Annotated in this window: 14 protein-coding genes; 9 read left to right on the top strand and 5 right to left on the bottom strand. The window is 66.3% G+C overall.

What is annotated here, in order from left to right; genetic code table 11:
* Positions 1 to 12: 12 nt before the first annotated feature.
* Positions 13 to 1,632 (top strand): APC family permease, encoded by a 1,620-nt coding sequence (locus tag ACTSLZ_RS01180; RefSeq protein ID WP_443095436.1) that lies wholly within the window; start codon positions 13 to 15, stop codon positions 1,630 to 1,632.
* A gap of 43 nt (positions 1,633 to 1,675) precedes the next feature.
* On the opposite strand, the gene ACTSLZ_RS01175 is transcribed toward ACTSLZ_RS01180, so the two are convergent.
* Positions 1,676 to 2,440, bottom strand: coding sequence for a TetR/AcrR family transcriptional regulator (locus ACTSLZ_RS01175; RefSeq protein ID WP_443095435.1), 765 nt, complete (start codon positions 2,438 to 2,440; stop codon positions 1,676 to 1,678).
* 89 nt (positions 2,441 to 2,529) lie between these two features.
* On the opposite strand from ACTSLZ_RS01175, the gene ACTSLZ_RS01170 reads away from it, so the two are divergent.
* From ACTSLZ_RS01170 to ACTSLZ_RS01145, 6 genes are all read left to right on the top strand, one after another.
* Positions 2,530 to 3,978 (top strand): flavin monoamine oxidase family protein, encoded by a 1,449-nt coding sequence (locus ACTSLZ_RS01170; protein ID WP_443095434.1) that lies wholly within the window; start codon positions 2,530 to 2,532, stop codon positions 3,976 to 3,978.
* Positions 3,975 to 4,898, top strand: a complete 924-nt coding sequence (locus tag ACTSLZ_RS01165) for a universal stress protein (RefSeq protein ID WP_443095433.1) — start codon at positions 3,975 to 3,977, stop codon at positions 4,896 to 4,898. Before ACTSLZ_RS01170 ends, ACTSLZ_RS01165 begins: the two co-directional genes overlap by 4 nt.
* A gap of 79 nt (positions 4,899 to 4,977) precedes the next feature.
* Complete coding sequence (locus ACTSLZ_RS01160; protein ID WP_178980480.1) at positions 4,978 to 6,453, top strand: NAD-dependent succinate-semialdehyde dehydrogenase; 1,476 nt, start codon at positions 4,978 to 4,980, stop codon at positions 6,451 to 6,453.
* Positions 6,454 to 6,507: 54 nt separating this feature from the next.
* Positions 6,508 to 7,938, top strand: coding sequence for a gamma-aminobutyraldehyde dehydrogenase (locus tag ACTSLZ_RS01155; protein ID WP_443095432.1), 1,431 nt, complete (start codon positions 6,508 to 6,510; stop codon positions 7,936 to 7,938).
* A 32-nt stretch (positions 7,939 to 7,970) separates the two neighbouring features.
* Positions 7,971 to 9,311 carry a 4-aminobutyrate--2-oxoglutarate transaminase gene (gene gabT, locus ACTSLZ_RS01150; protein WP_129315623.1) on the top strand — a complete coding sequence of 447 codons (1,341 nt, stop codon included), beginning with the start codon at positions 7,971 to 7,973 and terminating at the stop codon, positions 9,309 to 9,311.
* Between the two features lie 892 nt (positions 9,312 to 10,203).
* Positions 10,204 to 11,691, top strand: coding sequence for an amino acid permease (locus ACTSLZ_RS01145; protein ID WP_238692383.1), 1,488 nt, complete (start codon positions 10,204 to 10,206; stop codon positions 11,689 to 11,691).
* Between the two features lie 39 nt (positions 11,692 to 11,730).
* Here ACTSLZ_RS01145 and ACTSLZ_RS01140 read toward each other — a convergent pair whose 3' ends face one another.
* Positions 11,731 to 12,288, bottom strand: coding sequence for a mycothiol transferase (locus ACTSLZ_RS01140; protein WP_178980478.1), 558 nt, complete (start codon positions 12,286 to 12,288; stop codon positions 11,731 to 11,733).
* Positions 12,289 to 12,380: 92 nt separating this feature from the next.
* Here ACTSLZ_RS01140 and ACTSLZ_RS01135 point away from each other — a divergent pair, with 92 nt between their 5' ends.
* Complete coding sequence (locus tag ACTSLZ_RS01135; RefSeq protein WP_443095431.1) at positions 12,381 to 13,361, top strand: helix-turn-helix transcriptional regulator; 981 nt, start codon at positions 12,381 to 12,383, stop codon at positions 13,359 to 13,361.
* Positions 13,362 to 13,414: 53 nt separating this feature from the next.
* Here ACTSLZ_RS01135 and ACTSLZ_RS01130 read toward each other — a convergent pair whose 3' ends face one another.
* From ACTSLZ_RS01130 to ACTSLZ_RS01120, 3 genes are all read right to left on the bottom strand, one after another.
* Positions 13,415 to 14,230, bottom strand: a complete 816-nt coding sequence (locus tag ACTSLZ_RS01130) for a hypothetical protein (RefSeq protein WP_443095430.1) — start codon at positions 14,228 to 14,230, stop codon at positions 13,415 to 13,417.
* Positions 14,231 to 14,293: 63 nt separating this feature from the next.
* Positions 14,294 to 14,875 carry an arsenic metallochaperone ArsD family protein gene (locus ACTSLZ_RS01125; protein WP_238692382.1) on the bottom strand — a complete coding sequence of 194 codons (582 nt, stop codon included), beginning with the start codon at positions 14,873 to 14,875 and terminating at the stop codon, positions 14,294 to 14,296.
* 140 nt (positions 14,876 to 15,015) lie between these two features.
* Positions 15,016 to 16,509, bottom strand: a complete 1,494-nt coding sequence (locus tag ACTSLZ_RS01120) for an alanine/glycine:cation symporter family protein (RefSeq protein ID WP_129315619.1) — start codon at positions 16,507 to 16,509, stop codon at positions 15,016 to 15,018.
* A 252-nt stretch (positions 16,510 to 16,761) separates the two neighbouring features.
* On the opposite strand from ACTSLZ_RS01120, the gene ACTSLZ_RS01115 reads away from it, so the two are divergent.
* Positions 16,762 to 18,162: a GntP family permease gene (locus tag ACTSLZ_RS01115; protein ID WP_443095429.1), complete on the top strand. Its 1,401-nt coding sequence runs from the start codon at positions 16,762 to 16,764 to the stop codon at positions 18,160 to 18,162.
* Positions 18,163 to 18,236 lie beyond the last annotated feature (74 nt).

Genomic DNA, 18,236 nt, shown 5'->3' with positions numbered 1-18,236 from the left:
CGGGAGGAACTCATGCCCTCTTCATCCCAGCAGAGGAAGGATCCCGGGCGCTCGGACGGCGCCGGGGTCACGATCCACACGTCCACGTCCCCGATCGTCCGGCCATCGACCCCCGACGTCACGATCATCGGTGGTGACGGGAAGAAACAGGCCAAGGGTCTGAGCGCGGCGAGCATCGGCCTGGTCGGGGCGACCGTCATCGGCGTCTCGACGATCGCCCCCGCCTACACGCTCTCCGGTGCGTTGGGCCCCACGGTCTCCGTGGTCGGCTTCCACCTTCCGGCGATCTTCCTGCTCGGCTTCATACCGATGCTGCTCGTCGCCCTGGGATACAGGGAGCTCAACTCCGCGATGCCGGATTCCGGAACCACGTTCACGTGGGCCACCAAGGCCTTCGGTCCCTGGGTCGGCTGGATGGGCGGATGGGGTCTCCTGGCCTCGACCGTCCTGGTGCTCTCCAACCTGGCGGGTATCGGCGTCGACTTCTTCTACCTCCTGCTCTCCCAGATCTTCCGGAACGACGCGATCGCCGATCTGACTCGCAACGTCCCTCTCAACGTCCTCACGTGTCTGGTGTTCATGGCCGGTGCGTGCGTGATTTCCTACCGCGGCGTCGAGGAGACGAAGCGTTTCCAGATCTTCCTGGTCAGCTTCCAGCTGCTCATCATGGTCGGATTCTCCGTGGTGGCCATCGTGCACGTGCTCAACGGCTCCGCCTTCGACGGCCACATTCCCAATATCGAATGGTTCAACCCGTTGGGCGTCGATTCCTTCTCCGCGTTCTCCGCGGGTGTTTCCCTCTCGGTCTTCATCTACTGGGGCTGGGACACGGTCCTGACGCTCAACGAGGAGACCGAGGGCTCCGACAAGACGCCGGGGCGGGCGGCCCTGCTGGTCATCGCCATCGTGGTCGTGCTGTACCTGTTGGTTGCCTGCTCGACCCTGGCCTACTCCGGCGTCGGAGACGGACGCCTCGGGCTGACCAACGGAGGAATCCAGGAGAACGTGTTCGCGGCGCTCGCAACGCCCGTGTTGGGCCCGCTGGGCATTCTGATGTCGATCGCCGTGCTGATGTCGTCGATCGCGTCCCTGCAGTCGACCATGGTCTCTCCCGCGCGGACGATGCTCTCGATGAGCTTCTACGGTGCCCTGCCCAAGGGGCTCTCCCGCATCCACCCGAAGTTCCAGACCCCCAGCACCGCCACGGTGACCTCGACCGTGGTCGCCGCGGTCTTCTACACGGTCATGAGGTTCGTGTCCGAGGACGTCCTGTGGGACACGATCTCCGCGCTCGGCCTGATGGTCTGCTTCTACTACGGCCTCACCGCACTCGCGTGCGTCTGGTACTTCCGCAAGTCCTCACTCCGGTCCGTGCGGACGGCGTTCAGTCAGTTCATCGGGCCCCTTCTGGGCGGGATCCTGTTGCTGATCTTCTTCGTGCGGACCACGATCGATTCCTTCGACCCGGCGTACGGTTCGGGGTCGTCCCTCTTCGGGGTCGGTCTGGTCTTCTACCTTGGTGCCGGCATGATCGTTCTGGGGCTCGTCGTCATGCTCGTGCTCTCCCGGAAGCTGACGTCGTTCTTCCGCGGGGAGGTCACGGTGGCTCCAGGGGCGGTCGACCGTGCATAGCCGACTCGTTCCGCTGAGTGGCGACGGCGATCCGGAACGACGCTCAGGAGACCCCGAGGTGCTCCCGGAGTCGTTGCTCAAGTCCGTCGAGCATGCTCGGCAGGCCCAGATCGAGCGCTCGTTCGGCCGCGGCCGGACCGGAGACTTCCTCACGGTCGTGGTGGAGGCGGGCCATGACGGCGTAGTCCGTGCTCAGCTGCCCGGGATCGAAGATGTCGGCGGGTGCCGCCGCGTCGAGGGCGGTTCCGAGCAGGAAGGACTCGAGGGTCTCGATGACCCGCAGGGCCTCTCCTTCGGGCCACCCGGCCCGGAGGAAGGCCTCCGCGACCGCTTCATACATCGCCAGTGTCTGGGGCGCCTCGGCAACCGGCGTCAGGGCCAGGGTCGCGACCACGTAGGGCTGGGCCGCGAAGGCGCGGAAGTAGGAACGCGCCCAGACTTCGGTGGCGGACCGCCACTCGGCCGGCGTCGACTCGACGTCGCCCTCCGTCGCGTCCTCGGTGCCGGTCAGGCGGGCCAGATCCTGGACGTCGATGCCGCGCACGACGTCGTCCGAAATCCTCGCGAACACCTCGTCCCGCGACTGGACGTGGTTGTAGAGGGACGAGACGGCCACGCCCAGGCGCTTCGCCAGCATGGTCATCGTGAAGTTTTCCCCGTGGGACTCGAGCAGTTCCCGGGCGGCCTGAACGATGGTCGTCGAACTCAGGATCGTCTGCGCGGGGCGACCCCGCTTCCTCGTCGCATTTTCCGTCACTCGGACGACCTTACCCGCGACGTCGCCCGGAAGCCCGGCACGAAGCGGCATGCGGCATGCTTCACAAAATCTTCTGACATCGATACCATAAACGAAACACATTCGTTTATCCGTTCCGACTTCTTGCGAAAGGTCCGATCATGAGCGCCAACCCCCACAATCCCCAGCAATCCGCGTGGCCTGTCCGCGAGTCCGACGTCGTCGTCATCGGCGCCGGCCCCTCCGGGCTGAGCGCCGCCCGGGAGCTGCGCAGGGCAGGCAAGTCGGTTACGGTGCTCGAGGCCCGCGAGCGCGTGGGCGGCCGCACGTGGTCGCGCGTCATCGACGGCGCCTTCCTGGAGATCGGCGGCCAGTGGATCTCGCCGGATCAGACCGTGCTCAGTGAGCTGGTCGAGGAGCTCGGTCTGACCACGTTCTCCCGGTACCGCGAGGGCGAGAACATCTATCGCGGCCCGGACGGGAAAGTCAGCCGGTACACGGGTGAGATGTTCCCGGTTTCGGAAGAGACCGAACGAGAGATGGAACGTCTGATCGAGATCCTCGATGGGCTGGCGGCCGAGGTCGGCCCCTCGGAACCCTGGGCGCACCCCAAGGCGCGGGAGTTGGACACGATCTCTTTCCACCACTGGTTGCGCGAGCAGTCCTCGGACGAAGAAGCCTGCAACAACATCGGCCTGTTCATCGCCGGTGGCATGCTCACCAAACCGTCCCATGCGTTCTCCGCGTTGCAGGCCGTGCTGATGGCGGCATCCGCGGGATCCTTCTCGCACCTCGTGGACGAAGACTTCATTCTGGACAAGAGGGTCCTGGGCGGCATGCAGTCCGTGTCCCTCGCGATGGCCAGCGAGCTGGGGGAGGACGTCATCACGAGTCACCCGGTGCGCGTGCTCCGGTGGCAGGAGGGCTCCGAGTACCCCGTCCTGGTCGAGGCGGAAGAGTTCTCCGGGGATGGCGAGGCCAGCGGATCGGGCGTGGTGGTCCGGGCCAAGCGCGCCGTCGTTGCGGTCCCGCCGAACCTCTACAGCCGCATTTCTTACGTCCCGGCTCTGCCGCGCCGCCAGCACCAGCTGCATCAGCACCAGTCGCTCGGGCTGGTCATCAAGGTGCACGCGGTGTACGACACCCCGTTCTGGCGGGAGAAGGGCCTGTCCGGCACGGCGTTCGCTGCGGATTCCCTGGTTCAGGAGATCTACGACAACACCAACTACGATCCGGAGACCGGCGAGGAGGAATCGCGCGGCACGCTCGTCGGATTCATCTCGGACGAGAAGGCGGATCGCATGTTCGAGTTGTCCGAGGGGGATCGCAAGGAGGCCATTCTGTCCTCGATGGCGGATCTGCTCGGCGAGGAGGCCAAGAACCCCGTGGTCTACTACGAATCCGACTGGGGATCCGAGGAATGGACACGCGGCGCCTATGCCGCGAGCTACGACCTGGGTGGTCTGCATCGGTACGGCGCGGACCAGGCACAGCCTGTGGGGCCGATCCATTGGTCCTGCTCGGATCTCGCGGCCGAGGGATACCAGCACGTTGACGGTGCGATCCGGATGGGGCAGAAAGCGGCCGCGGATATCGTGGACTCACTATGAGATACATCGTTGGTTATTCCGCGGACCGCCGCGGCCGGGAAGCACTGAATCTGGGCGTTGCCCTTGGCCGGTCGATGGGTGCCGAATTGGATGTCGTCCTGGTGCTCAAGGCGGAGGATGCATACGCGGGTGCGCTACGCGGTCACGGGAACTACGCCGAGCTGGTCAAGGAGCGGGCCAAGGAGTGGTTGCGTGAAGCGGCGGAATCCGTGCCCGAGGACGTCGTCGCCCGGTACCACCTCCGGCGATCGGTCAACGCCGCGACGGGGCTGATGGAGATGGCCGAATCCGTCAACGCCGGGGCCATTGTGGTCGGCAGCTCGTCCAAGAGCTCGTGGTTGTGGCACGGGATCGGTTCCGTGGACAACGCGCTCTTGCACAGGGCTCCGTTGCCCGTGATCATCGCGCCGCGGGGTTATGAGAACTCCATCGCCATCACCGCGATCGACTGTGCGGTCAGCCCCAAGGACGATTCGATCGGCCTGGTCGAGGAAGCCATCGCGACCCTGAACCGGACCGGCATCCCGGTCCGCCTGGTGTGCATGGTGGACGGGTCCGCTGAGGAGGACGAAGGCCGGGTCAAGGAAGCCGTCGAGGAACTCATCGAGGATTCGTCCCTCACGCCGGACGAGCCCGAGAAGCTGGAGGTCGTCGTCGGCCACGGCCGGGGTATCTCGGAGGCCGTCGAATCCCTGGACTGGAAAGAGGGGGCCGTTCTCATGGCGGGTTCCTCGAAACTGGCCCAGAAGGGCGAGCTGTTCCTGTCCTCGACCACGTCGAAGATCCTGGCCAAGCTTCCGATCCCCATCGTCGTGGTGCCCCGCGAATACCATCCCGGTCGCTACGGGTCCGAAGCCCAACCCTGGACGGGCCAACTCAGGGCGATCGACCCGGATCGAGCCCGCAAGACCGGCAAATAATGTAATGAAACAAAAATTGATTATTGGTCAACTACGGTTGATGCCAGTCCCATAGAACACGCGAAAGAGGTACACATCCATGGCCATCGACGTCGATCGACTTCTGGCTCGAGTCCCCACGGGATTGCTGATCGGTGGCCAGTGGCGAGACGCCTCTGACAACTCGGTCTACGAGGTCGAGAACCCCGCGACCGGCGAAACCCTTGCGACCCTGGCCTCCGGCACGAGCGAGGACGCTCGGGCCGCGATGGACGCCGCATGCGAAGTGCAGGCCGGATGGGCGGCGACCCCGGCCCGAGAGCGGTCCGACATTCTGCGCCGCGCCTTCGACCTGGTCCAGGAGCGCAAGGAAGAATTCGCGACCCTCATGACCCTCGAAATGGGCAAACCGCTCGCGGAATCCCGCGGTGAGGTTGCCTACGGCGGAGAATTTCTCCGCTGGTTCTCGGAAGAGGCCGTGCGGGACTATGGTCGCTACGCCCCGACCCCCGAAGGCAACCTCCGGATGCTGACGGTGCGCAAGCCGGTCGGCCCGTGCCTGCTCATCACCCCGTGGAATTTCCCCCTGGCGATGGGTACCCGCAAGGTCGCCCCGGCTGTCGCCGCAGGGTGCACCATGGTCCTCAAGCCGGCCCGTCTGACCCCGCTGACCAGCCAGTATTTCGCGCAGACGATGCTCGACGCGGGGCTTCCGGCCGGTGTGCTCAACGTGGTCTCGGGCGCCTCGGCATCCGCGATCTCGAACCCCATCATGGAGGACCCGAGGCTCCGGAAAGTGTCCTTCACCGGTTCGACTCCCGTCGGCAAGCAACTCATGGCGCAGGCCACGAACAACGTGCTCCGGACCTCGATGGAGCTCGGCGGCAACGCACCGTTCGTCGTCTTCGAGGACGCGGACATCGACGCCGCCGTCGAAGGCGCGATGGGCGCGAAAATGCGGAACATGGGGGAGGCCTGCACCGCGGCGAACCGATTCCTGGTCCACGAGTCGGTGGCCGAGGAATTCGGCCGCAAGTTCGCGGAGAAGATCGGCGCACTCGAGGTCGGCAACGGTCTCGAACCGGGAACCACCTGCGGACCCCTCGTGGAGAAGAAGGCACAGGAATCCGTGACCGCCTTGGTGCAGGACGCTACCGAGCGTGGCGCACGGGTCCTGGTCGGGGGGAAGCCCGGTCAGGGCGAGGGCTACTTCTTCGAACCGACCGTGCTTGCCGACGTGCCTCGGGATGCCAGGGTCGTCACCGAAGAGATCTTCGGGCCCGTGGCCCCGATCGTCACGTTCTCGACCGAGGACGAGGCCTACGAACTGGCCAACGCCACCGAATACGGACTGGCCTCGTACGTGTACACCCAGGACCAATCCCGCATGTTCCGGGCCTCCGACCACCTCGAATACGGCCTCATGGGCTTCAACGCCGGAGTCATCTCCAACGCGGCCGCACCTTTCGGGGGAGTCAAGCAGTCCGGCCTCGGGCGCGAAGGCGGAGCCGAAGGCATCGCCGAATACACCACGACCCAATACATCGGTATCAGGGACCCCTACGCGGGCCAGTAGCCCGCCCGGATCTCGTTCCGTTCTGTCCAGACCACCCCTGAAGAAGGAGCATCCATGGTCACCCGTCTCAAGAACTTCATCAACGGAGAATTCGTGGAGTCCGCCTCGAACGAGGCGCTCGACATTGTCAGCCCCGTGACCGGTGAGAAGGTCGCCGAGTCGCCCATTTCGACGTCCGAAGAGATCGACGCCGCATTCGCCGCCGCAGCGGAAGCCTTCAAGAGCTTCAAGCGGACCACGCCCTCGCAGCGCCAGAAGATGCTGCTCGACCTCGCCGACGCGATGGAGGCCAACGCCGAACGGCTCGCTGACGCCCAGTACCGCAACACGGGGCAGCCCCGCGAGGCCATCACCTCGGAGGAAATCATCGGTGGTGCCGACCAGTTCCGGTTCTTCGCCGGAGCCGCACGAACCCTCGAGGGCAAGGGCGCGAGCGAATACGTGGAGGACCACACCTCGTACATCCGCCGCGAGCCCATCGGCGTCGTCGCCCAGGTGACCCCGTGGAATTACCCCCTCGACATGGCCGTGTGGAAGCTCGGTCCCGCCCTGGCGGCGGGCAACACGGTGGTGCTCAAGCCGTCGGACACCACCCCCGAGTCGACCCTGGTGCTCGCCGAACTGATCGCGGAGATCTTCCCGGCCGGCGTCGTGAACATCGTCCTGGGCGACGGCGCGGTCGGCGCCCAGCTGGTCTCGCACAAGACGCCGCAGCTCGTCGCCATCACCGGTTCGGTCCGGGCCGGTCGTTCGGTCGCCGGGGCCGCCGGCAAGGAACTCAAGCTGACCCACCTCGAGTTGGGCGGCAAGGCTCCGGCCATCGTCTTCGCCGACGCCGACCTCAAGCGCACCGCCCAGATGCTGACGGAATTCGGTTACTTCAACGCGGGCCAGGACTGCACGGCCGTCACGCGAGTGCTCGTCGAGGAATCCGCGGCCGAGGAATTCACCCGGCTCCTGGTCGAGGCGGCCAAGGCCACCAAGACCGGTTCGGAGAACGACGCCGACAATTACTACGGCCCGCTCAACAACGTCAATCACTTCGAGACCGTGATGGGCAAGCTCCAGAGCCTTCCCTCGCACGCGACGGTCGAGTGTGGCGGCAAACAGCTCGGTGACAAGGGGTTCTTCATCGAACCGACCGTGATTTCCGGTGTTCACCAGGATGACGCGATTGTCCAGGAGGAGACCTTCGCGCCCGTACTGACGGTGCAGACCTTCTCCAGCGAGGAGGAGGCCCTCGACCTCGCGAATGACGTCGACTACGCCCTGGCCTCCTCGGTGTGGACCAGCAACCACGGTACGGCGATGCGCGTGTCCCGCGATTTGGACTTCGGCTGTGTCTGGGTCAACACCCACGTGGTGCTCGCCGCCGAAATGCCGCACGGCGGGTTCAAGGACTCCGGGCACGGCAAGGATCTGTCCTTGTACGCTGTTGAGGAGTACACCCGCGTCAAGCACGTCATGCACGACATCAGCGCGTAACCCATCCCCCTCGTCAGAAGGACCAAACACACATGTCAAACATCAGCTACCGTCTGCCGCAGGAAATTCGTCTGACCGGCGAATTCCCGGGCCCTCGCTCCGCCGAGCTCGCGGAACGTCGTGCCAAGGTGGTGCCGGGCGGTGTTGCTTCCTCCGTCCCTGTGTACGCTGCGGACGCTGACGGCGGCGTGATCGTCGACGTCGACGGCAACTCGTTCGCCGACCTCGGCTCGGGAATCGCCGTGACCTCGGTCGGCGCCTCGGCGCCCAAGGTCGTCGAAGCGGTGCAGGACGCGGCCTCGCACTTCACCCACACCTGCTTCATGGTGACGCCGTACGAAGGTTATGTGGCCGTTGCCGAGAAGCTCGCCGAAGTCACCCCGGGCGACTTCGAGAAGCGCTCGGTCCTGTTCAACTCGGGTGCCGAGGCCGTCGAGAACGCGGTCAAGGTGGCTCGCGCGGCGACGGGCCGCAACGCCGTCGTCGTTTTCGACCACGCCTATCACGGCCGGACCAACCTGACGATGGCGCTGACCGCCAAGGCCGCGCCGTACAAGCGTGGATTCGGCCCGTTCGCCTCCGAGGTCTACCGCGTCCCGATGAGCTACCCCTACCGGGAACCGGCTGAGATCGATGGCAAGGAAGCCGCGGAGCGTGCCATCCTCCAGATCGAGAAGCAGATCGGCGGCCAGGATGTCGCCGCCATCCTGATCGAGCCGATCCAGGGCGAGGGCGGGTTCATCGTCCCCGCCGAAGGTTTCCTGCCCCGTCTGGCCGAATGGGCCCGCGAGAACGGCGTCGTCTTCATCGCCGACGAGGTCCAGGCCGGCTTCTGCCGCACCGGCAAGTGGTTCGCCGTGGATCACGAGGGCGTGGAGCCTGATCTCGTGACCCTGGCCAAGGGAATTGCCGGTGGCATGCCGCTGTCGGCCGTCACGGGTCGGGCGGACCTTCTCGACGCCGTCGGCCCCGGCGGCCTGGGCGGCACCTACGGTGGTAACCCCGTCGCGTGCGCCGCGGCGCTGGCATCGATCGAGACCATGGAGGAGTGGAACCTCAACGAGCGCGCCACCGCGATCGAAAAGGCCATTCGCGGCGCGATCGAACCCTTGGTGACTGAGTCGGACATCGTCGGTGAGGTGCGTGGACGCGGTGCCATGATGGCGATCGAGTTCGTCGCCGACTCCGACTCCAAGACGCCGCACCCCTCCGCCGCGAAGGACGTCGCCGCCTACTGCCTCGAGCGCGGCGTAGCGATCCTGACCTGCGGCACCTACGGAAACATCGTCCGCCTGCTCCCGCCGCTGACCATCAGCGATGAGCTGCTCGACGAAGCCCTCAACATCCTGGTTGAAGGCATCCGGTCGGTCTAGCCCGACCCGCGGAGCCGTGCTGCGGCGCGGCGGTTCGCGGTAGTTCGCGGCGGTTCACCCGCGGGAGCCGTCGTCGGTGTTCGGACCCACCCCATCAGGGGCTCCCGAACGCCGGCGGCGGCTCTTGTCTGTGTCGGCGTCGGGTCGCGTCCTGGCGTGATCCCGGGGGCCGGCCGGGTTCTGTGCTCAGGTGTGGCTCGAGCCTCCGCGAGGTGGCAGTTTCGTGCAGTTCCGCCCGCGAGGTGGCAGTTTTGTGCGGTTTTGGCCCGGTTTTTCGCACGAATCTGCCACCTCGGCGCGGGGAACGCTCAGGATTGCCACCTCGGCGCGGGGAACGCTCGGGATTGCCACCTCGCGCACGCTCGGCCCCGGCGCACGTCCGACCCCAGCGCACGCCCGCCGCACGCATTAGGGTCCACGCCCTAGTCAAAGCCCATATCCAGGGTGCGCGGTGCAGAGGAAACTGAAAGGCGCGTGAACTCGAGGCCGAAACCGCCCGGATCCGGCGCGAGGTGGCAGTTTCGTGCAATTCCGCCCGCGAGGTGGCAGTTTTGTGCAATTCCGCCCGCGAGGTGGCAGTTTTGTGCGGTTTTGGCCCGGTTTTTCGCACGAATCTGCCACCTCGGCGTGGGGAACGCTCAGGATTGCCACCTCGCGCACGCTCGGCCCCGGCGCACGTCCGACCTCGACCCCGGCGCACGCCCCCCCCCGACGCCGGCCGGCCGTACCGCGGACTTCCCGCTCGTGCAACACATGGTGACCGGCATGCAACGGCGGGTAAGATTTCTGGACTGCGACGTCCGCGCGGGCCCGCCGGCCTCCATGCCGGGCGGGCCTGTGGTGAAATGGGCCGAGTTCCACAACATTGTTTTCTGAAGAAAGTGGCTTATCCATGAGTCATTCACCGTACGATGACCGGGTTTCGCCCGAGACGTCGATGGGATCGACCGTGCACCGTGGCAACGGTTCGTCCGCGGCGGGTGGGTCCGGACCCTCCGAGTCCGCCGGCTCGGGGTCGCCCCGCAAGCTGCGGTCGCGTCACGTCACGATGATCACCCTGGGCGGGATCATCGGCGCGAGCCTGTTCGTCGGATCGGGCAACGTGATCCGCTCGGTCGGCCCGGCAGCGGTGCTTTCCTACCTCATCGGCGGCCTGCTGGTGTTCCTGGCAATGAGGATGCTCGGCGAAATGGCCGCGGCACGGCCCGCGATCGGATCCTTCATGGAGTACGCCCGGGTCGGCCTGGGGGACTGGGCGGCCTATCTGGTCGGTTGGCTCTACTGGTACTTCTGGGTCGGGGTCCTGGCCTACGAGTCCGTGCTCGGCGGTGAAACCCTCCACGGGTGGTTCCCGGCGATCCCGGCGTGGGCCGGGTCGTTCTTCCTCCTCGCGCTCTTCGTGGGGACGAACCTCATCTCGGTGCGCACCTTCGGCGAGGTCGAATTCTGGCTCGCGAGTATCAAGGTCATCGCGATCGTGGTGTTCCTGGGCGTGGGCGTGCTGTTCGCCTTCGGGCTCTGGCCGCACGCGGACTTCTCCGTCGGGAACCTGTGGCAGCACGGCGGCTTCGCCCCGCACGGCTACAGCGCGGCACTGACCGGCGTCGCCCTGGTGATCTTCTCCTACTTCGGGACCGAGATCGCCGTCATGGCCGCGGCCGAATCCGAGAACCCGGCCAAGGGCATCCGCCAGGCCACGAGCACCGTCATCTGGCGCATCCTGCTGTTCTTCGTCGGCGCGGTCCTCGTGATCACCGTGGTCATCCCGTGGAACGAGCTGCCCGTCCCGAGCGACGTCGCCCACGCGCCCTTCACCCTCGTCTTCAGCCGGTACGGAGTACCGGGGGCGGCCATGGTCATGCAGTTGATCATCTTCACCGCCGTGCTCTCCGTGCTGAACTCGGGTCTGTACTCCGCATCCCGCATGTTCGCCGCCCTGGCCGATCAGGGGTATGCGCCCCGGGTGATTCGTTCCCGTTCGCGCAGTGGTGTGCCCGTCATGGCGCTCCTGGCCTCGACCGTCGGCGGCGTCGTGGCGACCATCGTGAATTTCGCGGCCCCGGACTCCGGGGTCTTCGACTTCATCATGAACTCGGCGGGGCTCGTGGCCCTGTTCGTCTACGTCTTCATCGCACTGACCCAGATGAACCTGCGACGCAAGATGAGTCCGGAAGAACGGGACAGCCTGGCCCTCAAGGTGTGGCTGCACCCCGTGCTGAATTACGTGCTCTTCGCGGGAGTCGCATTCGTCCTCGTCGTCATGCTGACCACCCCGGACGGCCGCACCCAGGTGTGGACGAGCTTGGTCGCGGTGGTTGCCCTGATCCTGTTCTGGCCCGTGGTGCGCCGGGGCCTGAAACGTCGGAAAGCGGATCTCTGAGGAACGGCTTTGCCCGTGGGGCCGCTGGCCGTTGGGCTTCTACCGACTCCACGGGGTAACGAAGTCATTGGCCGGTTGGCCCTCGACGGCGGCCAGGAGCTCGATCGCCTGGGCCCCGTCGAGCTGCTCACGGATGACGTCGGCGTGACCTGCGTGTCGCGCGAACTCCTCCAGGTGATGCGCGTAGAGGTACCGCAGTTTCGCGGGGCGAGCCTCGTTCAGCCCGTACCAGGGCATGGGACCGGCCTGCACTTCCGACTCGAGATCGCCTTCTCGGCACATCGTCATGTACTCGGCGCGGACGGCATCGAACCTGGCCAACAACGCTTCGAGGGATTCGTCCTCCGTGGGCGTAAAACTCGTGGTGAAGGCCTCAAAGGGCTGGTCATGCTCTGAATGCCCGGCCCTCGAGAGGGACTGTTTCATGCAGTAGACGATGTGCTTGATGATCCCGCTGATGCTCAGGGCACTTCGCAACGGTGATTGACGAGCCTCGGCGTCGTCGAGGCCGAAAGCGCTGGCTCGGATGGCGTCGAGCTGAACGTCGAGGTACTTGCACAACGTGGTGCGTTCGTCATTGATCTCGGGCAGGTACATAATGTGTCCTCTGGTTGTTGGTGAATGTCGCAAACTCATTCAAACCCTCAATGAGGACAGGTTCGGTCCGCAGTCTGACCGAGAATGGTGGCATGACCCAAACCACACATCGCGTCCTGCGGCTCCTCGGACTGTTGGAGACACGCACCACCTGGCGTGGAGATGAGCTCGCCGAGCGCCTGGGGGTTACCGGGCGCACCGTGCGTCGTGACGTCGCCCGATTGCGTGACCTGGGGTATCCGGTCGAGGCAGAGCCGGGAATGGCAGGCGGCTATCGGCTGGGCGGCGGGCGGCGCCTGCCTCCCCTCGTCCTGGAGGACGATGAGGCGGTGGCCCTGGTTGCCTGCCTGCGGATGGCTGCCCTGACAGGGGGCGACGCCGTGGGCGAAGCGGCATTGCGCGCCCTGACCAAGCTCGACCAGGTGCTTCCGGCCAGGCTCCGAGCCGTCGCGGCCGCGATTGATGGGGCCACGCGCGCCATGCCGCGGGTCCGTCCCGCGGTCGATCTCCGCGTTCTGGAGCAATTGGCCGTTGCGCAACGAGATCACAACCTCGTCCGCTTCTACTACTGCAAACCCCGGGGTGGGGGCGGAACCCGCGAGGTCGAACCCGCGCGGCTGATCACCCAGGGCGAGCACTGGTACCTCCAAGCCTACGATCGCGAAAGGGAGGACTGGCGAGTCTTTCGCCTGGACCGCATGCGCGATCTCAAGCCGTCCACCTGGCGTTTCGCGCCGCGCGAGGCTCCTGACCACGATTTCCGCCGGGACCTTGCCAGCCGATACGAATGCGTCATGAGGGTGGAAGTGGAGGTTGACGCGCAACGTCTGGAGGCCTGCCTGCCCGCGCCCTACCGCACTGAGCTCGAAGCGACCGCGACAGGTTGCAGCTTCGTCGTGGGCGCCCCCACCTGGGACGACTTGGCGTGGCACCTGCTTTCGGTCAGTCGGGACCTCAACACGGCCCTGATTCTGCCGACAGGTCCTGCGGCAGATGCCTTCAGGCAGGCGCTCGGACGTATTTCACGCCAGGCGACGTCCGTGGCTCAAGGGCGGCCTCCGGAGGCCACGTGATTCCCCGAGGCGCCACCGCGGCCAGAGGGGGAGGTCGCTCGGTGGAGCGCCGGCTACCGTTTCCCTGTCCCGGACAGACGCCACGCGTAGTACGCAACCCACCCCGCGTTGAGCGCAAGGGGGCCGGCGGCCCGCGTCAACCGCGGCGCGGCCTTCCGGGAGACGGCGCTCAGCACGCCGACGCCGGTCGTCAGGACCGTGAGCGGGGTAATGCGCGCCATGGCGGACCAGAGCAGGAACTCCTGCATCGGAGTTCCGTTGTGTCCGAGGGCGCGGGCGTAGGCCTTGTAGGGGACGGGTTCCACGAGACCCGAAGCCAGGGCCTTCGCGCCGTACTTCTTGACCTCGGTCTCGGCCCGACGAATCGTCTGCTCGGAGACACCCGGAACGCGGAGAAGGCGCCCGGCGCTCTCACGCTTGCTCGAGTTCTTGGCCACCGTGTACGTGAAGGCCCCGCCGGTCAGGCTCCCAGCGAGCGCCACGAAGGTGATGGCACCACTGCGCGAGGGCTTCCTGAGGGCTACGTTGGTCGTCCAGGCCTCGGGGGCAACACACCACACGGTCGCGTCCGCGAAGGCCCAGCCGAATGCGACCGCAGCGTCGCGGAGGAACCCGGAACCGGAGGCCCCCCGGCTCCCGGAGGCCTCCCGGCTTCCGGAGGCCTCCCGGCTCCCGGAGGCCTCCCGGCTCCCGGAGGTGTGGCTGTCCTCCGACCCGGCCCGTTTCGAACGGCCCGCGGTGGTCTTCTGCCGTGGGGTGACAGAACGCCGAGCTTCGCGCTCCTGCTGTCGACGTTTCTTCTGTTCCTCGGGGGACAGCGAGAGCTGCCACTCGGGGAGGCGCTTGTTTCCAGATGGGAACAGTCCCATGGTCACTCCTTCGTCGTCATCGTGAGAGGTGCTGCCCGGTGGGTGAGGGGCCGGTGTCTCCCCTCAATGCCCTCCGCACCCGCAGGCCCCGCCGCAGCATCCTCCGGCGGAATGATCGTCGCTCGGGGCGCGGTCCTCGGAGGAAGGGAGGCCGTCGCCGGTGTCTCCGCCCATGAGGTTCCTCCGACCGCCCATATCGGGGCCTCCTCGCGGGGTTTCCTTGACCCCGGCCAGGACGGCGGCGAACCCGGCGGGCGCTGGCTTCTCCGCGGGTTGGCCCTCTCCGGGAACCTGCCGGCCACCCGGACCGCAGGCGGCACCTGCGGCGGAGAATCGGGGGTCCTTGCGCTTCGGCTCCCGGGCCTTCGCGAATCGCTGCAATTGCTCCGACGTCGGGTACATCCAGGAGGTCACGATCTGGGGTCCCAGGAGGGTGATGGGCAGAACCATGTCTCCCGAGGCCGCGATCATGTCCGCGACGTGTTCGCACTGCTCGAAGGCCCACTCGTCCTCCCCGCGGACGTACACCGTGATGGGGTAGCCCTGTTCCGCGAGTTCGGCGGCGGCGTCGAGGAATTCCTCGCGCTCGGTGTCCTCCGGGCCGCCCGCGGGAATGAAGACTTCCACCTCGGTCAGATCGGACATTTTTCCTCCATCGTCGCTTCGCCCCCATCTTGCCCGGGACGATGGAGTAATTCCACCGGTGTTCGCCCGCCGCCCACTCGCTGTCCACGGAAACGGCCCACTCGCCGTTCCCGAGGACGGCCGCGCATGGGGACCTCGGCCTACTTCTTGGCCGCTCGCCGCAGGGTCTCGTGGTCGATCCAGAACTGACGGGTCGTGACCTCGTCACCGCCGTCCCAGGTCTCGAGCCCGGTGATCTCCGGGAGATCCGAGGCGTGGAAGATCGGTTCCTTGCCTTCCTTGCGCTGGCGGTCGTAGTTCTTCAGAACCTTGGTGGCGACTCCCGCCAGGAGGAAGATCGCGATGAGGTTGAGGAAGGCCATGACCGCCATGAAGACGTCGGCCAGCGTCCACACGAGGTCCAGCGCAGCCACGGTGCCGATGAAGACGAAGAGCATCACCAGGGCGCGGTAGACCTGAAGGACCCACGTCCGCTCGGTCAGGAACTGGATATTCGACTCGCCGTAGTAGTAGTTGCCGATGACCGAGGAGAACGCGAACAGGAAGATCGCGACGGTCAGGAAGTGGACGGCCCAGCCGCCGAGCTGACTGGCCAGAGCGGACTGCGTCAGCGAGGCGCCCGCGGCCTCGTCCCCGAAGGAGGGCTGCGAGAGCAGCACGATGAACGCCGTGATCGAGCAGACCAGAATCGTATCGAAGTACACGCCCAGGGACTGCACGAAACCCTGCTTGGCGGGGTGCGAGACGGCGGCCGTGGCGCCCGCGTTGGGGGCCGAACCCATACCTGCCTCATTCGAGAACAGGCCTCGCCGCACGCCCTGCATGATCACGCCCATGAGCCCACCCGTCACGAACTCCTTGAAGCCGAACGCACCCTGGATGATCTGCAGGAATACGGAGGGCACGAGGTTGATGTTCAGAATGACGACCAAGAGGCCCAAACCGACGTACATCACGGCCATGACCGGAACCAGGATCTGGGTGATCGCGGAGATCGAGCGGACGCCACCGTAGATGATGAAGCCGGTCAGCGCGGCCAGGACGATTCCCAGAACGATCTTGAGCCCGGCGCTCGAGGCGAGGCCTTCGTTGAAGTGCGCCGTGGACTGGGAGATGGCGTCCGCGATCGAGTTCGTCTGGACCGAGTTGAACACGAATCCGTAGGTCAGGCAGATGATGACCGCGAAGGCGACGCCCATCCACCGCGCTTTCAGGCCGCGCTGCATGTAGTAGGCCGGCCCACCGACGTAGGCCTCTTTGCCCGGGTGCTTGTACAGCTGGGCCAACAGAGACTCGACAAAGGCGCTGGCCGCACCGACGGAGGCGATCACCCACATCCAGAAGACCGCGCCGGGACCGCCGATGCTGATGGCCAGGGCGACGCCGGCGATGTTCGCCGTGCCCACGCGGGACGCCGCAGAGATCGTGAAGGCCCGGAACGAGGAGATCTGGGTCCGCCCATCGGCGTCCTTGCCGCTGGGCTCACCCAGAATTCGGAACATTTCCGGGAACCGCCGGAATTGGACGAACCGAGTACGGATCGTCAGGTACAGCCCGACGCCGATGAGGATGACGAACATTGGGTACCAGATGACGTCGTCGATACTGCCGACGATCGAATTCAGAAGTTCCATGAGGTCCAGCCTTCGAGTGATTCACCGCGGCGTCGGGACGGCCGCTCGTTCGTACAGCTTGTCATGACGATAAGTTACATGACCACTTCGCCGTGCCGCGGGCGCCGACCGAGGGACGTAGACGGTAGGTTTCTTGGCACGCCATCGGCGTCCGGGGGTGCGAACCCACCGGTCCTCGCTCGATCGGCATCGACAACGCGGGGAGCACACCCGGAGGTGGGCCTCTTCCCGGACGACGACGAAAGGTGCCCCATGAAAGTCGACGGATGGACGCAGACGCTCGGTGTCGGGCCTCTGTTGCTCATCGCCGCAGGAGCCTTTGCGGTGCTCCTGTTCCTGATCATCCGGCTCAAGGTCCACGCGTTCCCGGCCTTGATCCTGGTGAGTCTGCTGACGGCGGCGACCGCGGGCGTTCCGCTCGGGAAGGTCGTGGACGTTCTGACGGAAGGCTTCGGGACAACCCTCGGATCGGTGGCCCTGCTGGTCGGTTTGGGCGCCATGCTGGGCGCTTTGCTCGAATCGTCCGGCGGCTCCAGGTCGCTCGCCGACCGCTTGGTGCTGGCCTTCGGGGAGAGACGGGCCCCGCTGGCCCTGGGCGTCGCGTCCTTGCTCTTCGGCTTCCCGATCTTCTTCGACGCCGGCCTGGTGGTCATGCTGCCCGTCGTCTTCTCCGTGGCGCGGCGCGTCGGCGGATCCATGCTGCTGTACGGGATCCCCGCGGTCGGAGCGTTCTCCGTGATGCACGTCTTCGTCCCGCCGCATCCCGGGCCGGTCACGGCGTCGTCGTTCTTCGGCGCGGATCTCGGGATCCTTCTGTTGGTCGGCTTGGTCGTGGCCATCCCAACCTGGTACGTGGCGGTCTACCTCTTCGGCATGATCGTCGGGCGCCGCCTGGACCTGCCGGTCCCCGAAACCCTCGGCTCCGCGGAATCGACGACGACCGACGCCGCCCCGCGGTGGACGGTCGTGGTCGGTATCCTCCTGCTCCCCATGATCCTGATCTTCCTCAATACGGGCCTCTCTGCCCTCGAGGACACCGGAACCCTGGGCAGTGCGGTCACGGACTCGCCGTGGTACGACGCCGTGGTCCTCCTGGGCGAGACGCCGGTCGCGTTGCTGGTGACTCTGATGGCCGCCCTCGTCGCGTTCGGTTGGCGCAGGGGCACGTCCAAGAAGGGCGCCCAGGACCTGCTCGAGGGGGCGCTCCCCAAGGTGTGCTCCGTCATCCTCATCACTGGCGCCGGCGGCATGTTCGGCGGCGTCCTCCAGGCCAGCGGCATCGGGGATGCTTTGGCCTCCTCGCTGTCGGGCTTGGGGTTCCCCCTCATCCTGGCGGGGTTCATCATCGCGGCGACGCTGCGCGTCGTCCAGGGGTCGGCCACGGTGGCCCTCACGACGACGGCCGGACTCATCGCGTCCGGTGTCACCGACGCCGGGTACAACAATGTCCAGCTGGCCGCGATGGTCGTGGCGGTGGCCGCGGGATCCGTGGTGCTGTCCCACGTCAACGACTCGGGATTCTGGCTCGTGGGGAACCTGCTCGAACTGGATGAGGTCACCACCCTGCGGATATGGACCGTGTTGGAAACCCTGATCGGTGTGGTCGGGTTCCTGTTGGCCTGTGCCGTCTTCGGCGTCGGGAGCCTGTGGTGAGGGCCTTGGGCACTGCTTCCAGTCCCGATCGCCGGCCGGGTGGGCCAGGAAAGCCGCCGTCAGCGAGGGTATTT

Origin of the sequence: Rothia koreensis (genome assembly GCF_052232265.1) — a bacterium.
Taxonomy (GTDB): Bacteria; Actinomycetota; Actinomycetes; order Actinomycetales; family Micrococcaceae; genus Rothia; species Rothia koreensis.
The sequence above is the reverse complement of the archived record's forward strand: the minus strand, read 5'-3'. Positions and strand labels throughout refer to the sequence as shown.

Coding starts and splice junctions, on each gene's coding strand:
- ACTSLZ_RS01165 (WP_443095433.1), top strand. CDS start 3,975: ATGAGATACATCGTTGGTTATTCCGCGGACCGCCGCGGCCGGGAAGCA.
- ACTSLZ_RS01145 (WP_238692383.1), top strand. CDS start 10,204: ATGAGTCATTCACCGTACGATGACCGGGTTTCGCCCGAGACGTCGATG.
- ACTSLZ_RS01170 (WP_443095434.1), top strand. CDS start 2,530: ATGAGCGCCAACCCCCACAATCCCCAGCAATCCGCGTGGCCTGTCCGC.
- gabT (WP_129315623.1), top strand. CDS start 7,971: ATGTCAAACATCAGCTACCGTCTGCCGCAGGAAATTCGTCTGACCGGC.
- ACTSLZ_RS01130 (WP_443095430.1), bottom strand. CDS start 14,230: ATGGGACTGTTCCCATCTGGAAACAAGCGCCTCCCCGAGTGGCAGCTC.
- ACTSLZ_RS01155 (WP_443095432.1), top strand. CDS start 6,508: ATGGTCACCCGTCTCAAGAACTTCATCAACGGAGAATTCGTGGAGTCC.
- ACTSLZ_RS01120 (WP_129315619.1), bottom strand. CDS start 16,509: ATGGAACTTCTGAATTCGATCGTCGGCAGTATCGACGACGTCATCTGG.
- ACTSLZ_RS01175 (WP_443095435.1), bottom strand. CDS start 2,440: ATGCCGCTTCGTGCCGGGCTTCCGGGCGACGTCGCGGGTAAGGTCGTC.
- ACTSLZ_RS01135 (WP_443095431.1), top strand. CDS start 12,381: ATGACCCAAACCACACATCGCGTCCTGCGGCTCCTCGGACTGTTGGAG.
- ACTSLZ_RS01125 (WP_238692382.1), bottom strand. CDS start 14,875: ATGTCCGATCTGACCGAGGTGGAAGTCTTCATTCCCGCGGGCGGCCCG.
- ACTSLZ_RS01115 (WP_443095429.1), top strand. CDS start 16,762: ATGAAAGTCGACGGATGGACGCAGACGCTCGGTGTCGGGCCTCTGTTG.
- ACTSLZ_RS01160 (WP_178980480.1), top strand. CDS start 4,978: ATGGCCATCGACGTCGATCGACTTCTGGCTCGAGTCCCCACGGGATTG.
- ACTSLZ_RS01180 (WP_443095436.1), top strand. CDS start 13: ATGCCCTCTTCATCCCAGCAGAGGAAGGATCCCGGGCGCTCGGACGGC.
- ACTSLZ_RS01140 (WP_178980478.1), bottom strand. CDS start 12,288: ATGTACCTGCCCGAGATCAATGACGAACGCACCACGTTGTGCAAGTAC.